Genomic DNA, 8,427 nt, shown 5'->3' with positions numbered 1-8,427 from the left:
CGCTCGTCATCTCGATCAGCCAGTCCGGCGAGACCATGGACACGCTCATGGCCGTGAAATACGCCCGCGAGCGCGGAGCCCGCACACTGTCGATCTGCAACACGCAGGGCGCGACGATTCCGCGCGAATCGGATGCCGTGGTCTACACCCATGCCGGACCCGAGGTCGCCGTGGCATCCACCAAGGCGTTCTCGGCGCAGATCACCGCTCTGCTGCTGCTCGGTCTGCACATGGGGCGGGTGCGCTCTGTCGCTGTCGAGTCGGATGTCGTTGCCGAACTCGCTTCGCTGCCCGAGAAGATCGCGTCGGTGCTCGCAAAGGAGAACGACCACGTCTCGCAGCTTGCGAACTGGATGGCCGACACCCGCTCCGTGCTGTTCCTCGGTCGCCACGTCGGATACCCGATCGCCCTCGAGGGCGCGCTGAAGCTCAAGGAGATCTCGTACATCCACGCCGAGGGCTTCGCCGCCGGTGAGCTCAAGCACGGACCGATCGCGCTTATCGAGCCCGGCCAGCCCGTCTTCGTCATCGTGCCGTCGCCGCGCCACTCCGCGCTGATCCACTCCAAGGTCGTCTCGAACATCCAGGAGATCCGTGCCCGCGGCGCGCGAGTCATCGTCATCGCCGAAGAGGGGGATGCCGCGGTGCTGCCGTTCGCGGATGAGGTCATCCACATTCCGCTCGCAGGCCCCATGTTCGAGCCGCTACTCACGGTCGTGCCGCTACAGATCTTCGCCATGGCGCTTGCTACAGCGAAGGGTCTCGACGTCGACCAGCCTCGCAACCTCGCGAAGTCCGTCACGGTCGAGTAGCCCGTCGGCCGACGTGTCGCGTCGCGCTCGCGTCTCGTCGCGCTTGCGCCGACGCCCCCTCTGATCATCGACGCCCCCGCTGGGACGCGCGAATCACAGGGGGCGTCGGCATTTCGAGGGGGCCTCGGCGGCTGGTCCCGGGCACGTTCCGGGCACGGCGGGGTGGGGCCGGTAGGCTGGAACCGTGATCATCGGGACCGGCATCGACCTCGTCGACATACCGCGGTTCGAGCGCACGATCTCCCGGACGCCGCGGTTGATGGAGCGCCTGTTCGCGCCGACCGAGCGCGAACTCAAGCTTCCGTCTCTGGCCGCCCGCTACGCCGCGAAAGAAGCGCTCATCAAGGCGCTCGGCGGGTCAGACAGCGTGCACTGGACCGAGATCGAGATCGGATCCGAAGAGTCCGGGCGGCCGTACTTCCGCCTGTCCGGCACGACCGCCGACGTCATCGAGCAGCGCGGGATCACCAGCCTGCACCTGACCATGTCGCACGACGCGGGCCTCGCCACGGCGTTCGTCATCGCAGAGGGGCTGCCCGCATGACTCCCCGCACCCGCACCTGCACCACCCGCACCCGCACCACCTTCGCCGATGCCCCCTCCAGTCATCGGCGCCCCCTCGCATTCGCGTGTCCCAGCGGGGGCCTCGGCAACCACGGGGGGCCTCGACGGATGGAACCTCGGGGGATGCGGGCTCGACGGATGGTGGGGGCTCGGATGGTGCGGCCTCGGGGGATGGAACCTCGGGGAGAGGGGAGCGCGGCATGAATGCTCCGTTCCGCGAGGCGACCATCGATATGGATGCCATCGCCGACAACACCCGGCACATCCGCCGCGTCACGGGCGTCGACGTCATCGCCGTCGTCAAAGCGAATGCCTACGGGCACGGCGCCGCATCCGCAGCGGTCGCCGCCCTCTCCGGAGGAGCAACCCGTCTCGGTGTCGCGGAGATCGCCGAGGGGCTCGACCTGCGTCGCCAGGGCATCACCGCGCCGATCGTCGCCTGGCTGCACGAACCGGGACAACGCTTCGAGACCGCCGCCGCGAACCGCATCGAGGTCGGGATCTCCTCCTTCGACCAGCTCGAGGCCGCTGGTGCCGCAGCCGGAGCGGAGGGAGTCGTCGACGTTCACCTCAAGCTTGAGACGGGCCTCTCGCGCAACGGCATCCCGCCGCGCGACTGGGGCCGCGTCCTCGCCGAGGCAGCGCGCCTCGAACGCATCGGACGTATCCGCATCATCGGTCTGTTCAGCCACCTCTCCAACGCTTCGCCCGCAGATGACCGCGACGCCCTCGCCCGATTCGAGGAGGGCACGGCGGCTGCAACATCCGTCGGCATCCATCCGCAGATCCGGCACATCGCCGCGACCGCGGCCGCGATCGATCTGCCTGAGACGCGCCTCGATGCCGTCCGCATCGGCATCGGTCTGTACGGACTATCGCCCTTCGATGACCGCTCCTCGGCTGAACTGGGACTGCGTCCAGCCATGACCCTGCGCGGCGCAGTCGCGGCGGTGCGGCGCGTGCCAGCGGGAGCCGGTGTCTCGTACGGATACGACCACCGCGCCGACCGCGACACGACCCTGGCGCTTGTGCCGCTCGGCTACGCCGATGGCATCCCACGTCAGGCTTCCGGTCGTGGCCCCGTCGCGATCGGGGGGCGCCGTTTCGCCGTCACCGGCCGCGTCGCCATGGACCAGTTCATCGTCGATGTCGGAGACACCCCGGTTTCCGTGGGGGACGAGGTCACCATCTTCGGCGACCCGACGCTCGGTGCGCCCTCGGCCACGGAGTGGGCTAACGCCGCCGGCACCATCAACTACGACATTGTGACCCGGATCGGTAACCGCGTACCTCGGAGAAGCGCGTGAGCATCGACCCTGCTTTCCTCGGACGCCGCGACATCGCGACATCGGAGGCGATGGAGCACCTCGGCTTCGTCATCGGCGAGCAGCTCATCGGCGGCGATTTGATCGTGTTGACCGGTCCGCTCGGCGCGGGGAAGACGACCTTCACCCGAGGCCTTGCCGAAGGGCTGGGCGTGCGCGGACCTGTCCAGAGCCCGACCTTCGTCATCGCCCGCACTCACCCCTCGCTGGTCGGCCGCGCGCCCCTCGTGCACGTCGACGCCTACCGGCTCGGATCGGCCGCCGAACTCGACGATCTCGACGTGGACCTCGCGGGCTCGGTCGTCGTGATCGAGTGGGGGCGTGAGATGGCCGGCGCGATCGCCGACACATGGTGGGACATCGAGATCGAGCGCCCGATCGGCGGCGACGAGGACATCGCCGATGAAGACCTGGATGCCGACGCCCCACGGGTCGTGACCATTGAGTGCGTGCGCGCCTGATCGTGTGGCGCCGACTACCCTGGAGAGGTGATTCTCGCTGTCGACACCTCGCTCGGTACGGCCGTCGCGCTCGTTGATGCGGACGGCCGGGTCGTAGCGGATGCCTCCAGCCCTGACCCGCTCGGCCACGCCGAGGTGATCGGCACGCTGCTGGAGCAGACGCTCGCTTCCGCGGGCTCCGGGGCAGTCGCGCACGTCGTCGCCGGCATGGGGCCAGGACCCTTCACCGGTCTGCGGATCGGCATCGCCACCGCGCGCGCTTTCGCCCTCGGCCGCGGCGTCGAGGTCACCCCGGTGCCGAGCCACTTCGCCGCCGCGCTCGCCGTGCTCGACCCTTCGACAGGCTCAGGGACCGGATCGACAGGCTCAGGGGCCGTCTCGGGGCGCTTCGCCATCGTCACGGATGCCCGTCGCCGCGAGGTCGCGATCAGTATTTTCGAGGGGACGGATGCCGACGGCATCCCGAATCTCGTCGAACCCACCATCCTCGTGCCCCGTGCCGATGCCGACGAGCGCTTGCGCGGCATCCACTCGATCGAGGTGGCGACTCTGGATGCTGCGGCGCTTGCCCGCGTCGGCATGCGTGCCGCACGCGCCGGACGAGAGCTCACCGGCGCGGAGCCGCTGTATCTCCGCCAACCCGACGTGACCGTGCCCGGTGCGCCGAAGCGGGTGAGCTGATGACGATCCGCCCCGCGACACCCACGGACCTGGACGCGATCATGGCGATCGAGAACGCCTCATTCCCCACCGACGCGTGGAGCACCCAGGCCATGGCGGCCGAGCTCGTCACGGAATACAGCCACTACGTCGTCGACGAAGATGATGATGCCGTCATCGGATATGCCGGGCTCCGATCGATCCGCGGGAGTGCGGATGCCGACATCCAGACGATCGCGCTGCTCGACGCCCGCCGAGGCGAAGGGCGCGGGCGTGCGATGTTGCGGACTCTGCTCGCCGAAGCATCCGCCCGTGGCGCACGCGAAGTGTTCCTCGAGGTGCGCGCCGACAACCCGGCCGCCGAGGGCCTGTACCTGTCGGAGGGGTTCGAGGAGATCGGCCGCCGGCCGCGCTACTACCAGCCCGACGATGTGGATGCGATCGTGATGAAGGTGAAGCTGTGACCGAGCCCCGCACCGAACCTCTCGTGCTCGGAATCGAGACGAGCTGCGACGAGACCGGCATCGGCATCGTCCGCGGACGCACGCTCCTGTCGAACACGATCGCCTCCAGCATGGACGAGCACGCCCGCTACGGCGGTGTCGTGCCCGAGGTTGCAGCCCGCGCGCATCTCGAGGCGTTGCAGCCGTCGATCGAGACGGCGCTCGCCGAAGCCCAGGTTTCGCTCGAGGATCTCGATGCCATCGCCGTGACCAGCGGCCCAGGTCTCGCCGGAGCCCTGATGGTCGGCGTGGGAGCAGCCAAGGGGCTCGCGGTCTCGCTGAACAAACCGCTGTACGCCGTGAACCATCTCGTAGGGCACATCGCCGCCGACATCGTCACACCCGACTCCGAGCCGCTCGAGTACCCCACGATCGCACTGCTCGTCTCGGGCGGGCATACCTCGTTGTTGCATGTGCGCGACCTCACGACCGATGTCGAACTGCTCGGCGAGACGATCGATGATGCGGCCGGTGAGGCATTCGACAAGGTCGCGCGGCTGCTCTCGCTGCCGTATCCGGGCGGGCCGGAGATCGATCGGGCCGCGGACTCCTCGCCAGGCGGCGGAGGCAACCCGAAGGCCATCCGGTTCCCGCGCGGACTCTCCAAGGCCACGGACATGGCCAAGCACCGCTACGACTTCTCGTTCTCGGGCCTGAAGACCGCCGTCGCACGCTGGGTGGAGCGGGAAGAGGATGCCGGTCGCCCACTGAGCCCGTCGACGCGGGCAGATGTCGCCGCGAGCTTCCGCGAGGCCGTCGTCGATGTGCTCGTCACCAAGGCTCTCGCTGCATGCGCGGATCGGGGAGTCCCGCGTCTGCTGCTCGGCGGCGGCGTCATCGCCAACAAGCGACTGCGTGAGGTGGCGCTCGCTCGTGCGGCAGAGGCCGGTGTCACCGTGCGGATTCCGCCCCTGTCGCTGTGTACCGATAACGGAGCGATGATCGCAGCGCTCGCCGCCGATCTCATTGCCTCGGGACGTCGCCCCTCGACGCTCGAGTTCGGTGCGGACTCGACACTGCCCGTGACCGAGATCCAGGTCGCCGAGCGCACCCGAGCGGGCTCGGAGGATGCTGCATGACGAACACACCTGACAGCTCCGGCGCCGATGGCCCGACGGTCGAGAACCCGCGCCCCGAGGTCGAGCACCCTGCCGACAGTGCGCGCATGCCCGGCGCCCGGCGCGGAGAATACACACGGATGCCGACTGGCCCCATCGGCATCGAGCCGACCGTTGCCAGCGGACCGGCGGACTCCGCAGGTACGCCGACGATGCAGTGGGATCCGGCATCACTGGCACCAGCCGATGACAACGCTCGCCTCGCCCCGTGGGCGCTCGTCGCGGCGGTCGTTGCGCTCGTCACCTCATGGTTCGTGGGGTGGGGCATCCCACTGGCGGTCATCGCCGTGGTTGCGGCGATCATGTCGCTGCGCCGTCCCGTAGAGAGCCGCGCGATCGCGACATGGGCGCTCGTGCTGGGTATCGCCGCCACGATCTTCAGCCTCGGATGGTTGGTCTGGGCAGGCATGCAGTTCGAGAGCATCGGGTAGCGGATGCCGCCGGACCCTCGTGACACTTCAACAGAACTGCGGATGCTGCGCGCCAAAGCCTATGGCCCCGGTGGCGGGCTGACGGGTGAGGAGCTCGCCCGCCTCGAGCAGCTCGAGGGCCGGACTGCAGAGCCCGATCCTGAAGCCCCAGGTCGGCCGTTGAGCGAGCGCAGCGAGACGAAACGGGCTGAGCGAGCGCAGCGAGTCGAAGCCTTTCCCGAAGCCGACCCTTCGACAGGCTCAGGGAGCGGGGACACAGATTCAGGGAGCGGGAAGCGCCCCCGCCGCTGGCCGATTCTCCTTGTGGCCGCGGCAGCCCTCCTCGCCATCGGCGTCGGTGTGGGCTGGGGAGTCTGGGGGTGGGATGCCGAAGCATCCGCCCTCGCCTCGGCCCATGCCGACACGCAAGCCGAACTCGAAGCGGAGCGGACTTTCGACCCCGGCACGGTGGTTCCGCTCGCAGCGGACCACGGCGTCGTGGTGTGGAGCGCCAGCCGCGCTGAGGGGGACGAGGTCTGCGTGATCGTCACCGTGCCGCCGAGAATCCCGCAGACCGATTGCGTGACTCGGGAGCGTGTGGACAACTACGCGTGGCCGAGTGCGATGGTCATGGTGCCAGAAGGCGAAGAAAAGGCGGGGCAGCAGCTCAGTGCGAGTCTGATCCCGCAGGCGAACGGCGACATCGTGCCGTTCATCCAGGTCTGGGGTGAAAGCAGCAGTTGGGAGCTGCAGTACTCCGAGAACGAGCTGGCGCAGCTGCGCGCGGTCGAAGCCATCGGCTATCGGGGAGAGATGCTCCAGGCCCTCGGCGCGGATGGGGATCGAATCGTGTGGGCGAGCTGGGAGAGCGGGACGCTCTGCGTGGTCGCGCCCACCGGCCGCGATGGGTTCGCCGAGGCCTGCGCGGACGGGGCGAACGAGGATCTCGTGCTGGGCACCGAAGTGGACGGCATCCCGACCCGCTATATCGTCACGCAGTCCGAGATGCGCTCGCCGCAGCTGACGATTTACAAAGATGTCGATACGGAGTACTACTTCGGCACAGATGATCTTTCGTCGATCGACGACAAGACCGGCGAATAACCGAGTAGCTCTCAGACCCGGTCGGCGAGGATCGCCATGCGCTTGTCGCCCACGCGGGTGAGGATCAGCGTGGCGCTCGCGGAGCCCTTCAGATTCAGCTTCTTGCGGAACGCCGCGGGGTCGATGTCCATCCCGCGCTTCTTGATCTCGAGCGTCCCGATGTCGTGCGCGCGCAGCACGGTGTTTATCGCCTTCGGATTCGCCGCCGTCACTTCGCGCACCCGGAACGACTGCACGAACGGACTCGTCACCGCGGCATCCCCGGTGAGATAGGCGATCTTCGGGTCGAGCATCCCGGCATCCAGTGACCGTGCGACGTCACCGATGAGGCGCGCGCGGATCACGGCGCCGTCCGGCTCGTGCACGAAGGCGCCGAGTTCGCGAGTCTCGGCGTCGACAGCATCCGCCCCCGCCGTCAGCTCGTGCGACTGATCGCCACGGATCACCAGCGCCGAGCGACGCACGCCGTCACGAGCGAGGATGCCGGACCACAGCACCAGCTCGACGACACTGCCATCGGCGCTGACCCACTGCGCCTCGGCATCCGCTGGCAGCTCGTCGCGATCGTGAGCGGGGCCGAGCTTGATGCCGACCGGCATCCGGGATGCGAGAGCGAACGCCCAGTCGAGGGATGGCGAATAATCGGATGCCGCGACGCGCCGCGTCTCGCTGTGCCCGGCCGTGCGGCGCGCAGGGTCGAGCCAGATCGCCGTGCGCTTGCCTCGGAGAAAAGCAGTTTCTTCGGACGAATCCGCCGATTCTGTGCGAAGTTCCTGCACATCTCCGAAGTTCGTGCTCACGAACTCTTCGGCCGTGCCGTGTTCGACCGTGACATCATCCCCGAACGGTGCGAGGTTGTAGGCGGCGATCGCGGCGGTGATCTCGTCCGCATCCACCGCGAGAACGCCGAGACCGGCACCTGCGAAAGCGAGGGCATCTCCGCCGATGCCGCAGCCGAGGTCTGCGACCTGCTCGATGCCCGCGCGCCGCATGCGACCGGCGTGCCGTGCGGCGACCCCCAAGCGCGTCGCCTGCTCGAGGCCAGCTCTGGTGAGCAGCATCCGCCCGGAAAAGTCGCCGAACTTCGAGGATGCCTTCGCGCGCAGGTGCGCTTGCCCGACAACAGCCGAGACGAGATCGGGGGAGTGGCCTGCGGCGCGCAGCCGAGAGACGGTCCGTGCGACGTCTGTCGTCGATGAGATGGTCCCCACTTCATCGAGCAACCGGAGGCCCTCCGGGGTGAGCAGGGCAGTGAGCTCGGACATCTCCACGGGTCCAGACTACGGCGTGCTTCGACAGGCTCAGCAACCGCGAATTGGCACTCGCATTGCGTGAGTGCCAGCCGAGCGCCTACACTTGTGATTAGCACTCTCGGGTTGAGAGTGCGAACAAGTCTTTCGTGTCAGCGTCAAGAAAGAAGAGGTAGACCGTGTCGGTTTCCATCAAGCCGCTCGAAGACCGCATCGTCAT

10 protein-coding genes are annotated in these 8,427 nt (G+C 68.2%); 9 read left to right on the top strand and 1 reads right to left on the bottom strand.

What is annotated here, in order from left to right:
* The 9 genes from ACTIAO_RS16150 to ACTIAO_RS16110 form a co-directional block, all read left to right on the top strand.
* Nucleotides 1–812: SIS domain-containing protein (locus tag ACTIAO_RS16150; protein ID WP_441907178.1), on the top strand; the 812-nt coding region annotated here is incomplete at its 5' end.
* Between the two features lie 184 nt (nucleotides 813–996).
* The gene (locus ACTIAO_RS16145; protein ID WP_441907177.1) at nucleotides 997–1,356 is read left to right on the top strand and encodes a holo-ACP synthase; all 360 of its coding nucleotides are present in this window, start codon (nucleotides 997–999) and stop codon (nucleotides 1,354–1,356) included.
* 220 nt (nucleotides 1,357–1,576) lie between these two features.
* Nucleotides 1,577–2,683 carry an alanine racemase gene (alr, locus tag ACTIAO_RS16140; RefSeq protein WP_441907176.1) on the top strand — a complete coding sequence of 369 codons (1,107 nt, stop codon included), beginning with the start codon at nucleotides 1,577–1,579 and terminating at the stop codon, nucleotides 2,681–2,683.
* Nucleotides 2,680–3,162 (top strand): tRNA (adenosine(37)-N6)-threonylcarbamoyltransferase complex ATPase subunit type 1 TsaE, encoded by a 483-nt coding sequence (gene tsaE, locus ACTIAO_RS16135; RefSeq protein ID WP_441907175.1) that lies wholly within the window; start codon nucleotides 2,680–2,682, stop codon nucleotides 3,160–3,162. The genes alr and tsaE overlap by 4 nt, the downstream gene beginning before the upstream one ends.
* Before the next feature lie 27 nt (nucleotides 3,163–3,189).
* Nucleotides 3,190–3,843, top strand: a complete 654-nt coding sequence (tsaB, locus tag ACTIAO_RS16130; RefSeq protein WP_441907174.1) for a tRNA (adenosine(37)-N6)-threonylcarbamoyltransferase complex dimerization subunit type 1 TsaB — start codon at nucleotides 3,190–3,192, stop codon at nucleotides 3,841–3,843.
* Nucleotides 3,843–4,286, top strand: a complete 444-nt coding sequence (rimI, locus tag ACTIAO_RS16125) for a ribosomal protein S18-alanine N-acetyltransferase (protein ID WP_441907173.1) — start codon at nucleotides 3,843–3,845, stop codon at nucleotides 4,284–4,286. The genes tsaB and rimI overlap by 1 nt, the downstream gene beginning before the upstream one ends.
* Nucleotides 4,283–5,404, top strand: a complete 1,122-nt coding sequence (gene tsaD, locus ACTIAO_RS16120; protein ID WP_441907172.1) for a tRNA (adenosine(37)-N6)-threonylcarbamoyltransferase complex transferase subunit TsaD — start codon at nucleotides 4,283–4,285, stop codon at nucleotides 5,402–5,404. Before rimI ends, tsaD begins: the two co-directional genes overlap by 4 nt.
* Complete coding sequence (locus ACTIAO_RS16115) at nucleotides 5,401–5,874, top strand: hypothetical protein (RefSeq protein WP_441907171.1); 474 nt, start codon at nucleotides 5,401–5,403, stop codon at nucleotides 5,872–5,874. Before tsaD ends, ACTIAO_RS16115 begins: the two co-directional genes overlap by 4 nt.
* Before the next feature lie 3 nt (nucleotides 5,875–5,877).
* The gene (locus ACTIAO_RS16110) at nucleotides 5,878–6,957 is read left to right on the top strand and encodes a hypothetical protein (protein WP_441907170.1); all 1,080 of its coding nucleotides are present in this window, start codon (nucleotides 5,878–5,880) and stop codon (nucleotides 6,955–6,957) included.
* A gap of 11 nt (nucleotides 6,958–6,968) precedes the next feature.
* Here ACTIAO_RS16110 and ACTIAO_RS16105 read toward each other — a convergent pair whose 3' ends face one another.
* The gene (locus ACTIAO_RS16105) at nucleotides 6,969–8,228 is read right to left on the bottom strand and encodes a THUMP-like domain-containing protein (protein WP_441907169.1); all 1,260 of its coding nucleotides are present in this window, start codon (nucleotides 8,226–8,228) and stop codon (nucleotides 6,969–6,971) included.
* Nucleotides 8,229–8,427: the final 199 nt, after the last annotated feature.

This window comes from Microbacterium sp. (assembly GCF_052099035.1).
GTDB lineage: Bacteria > Actinomycetota > Actinomycetes > Actinomycetales > Microbacteriaceae > Microbacterium.
This window is presented reverse-complemented; position numbering and strand designations above follow the sequence as displayed.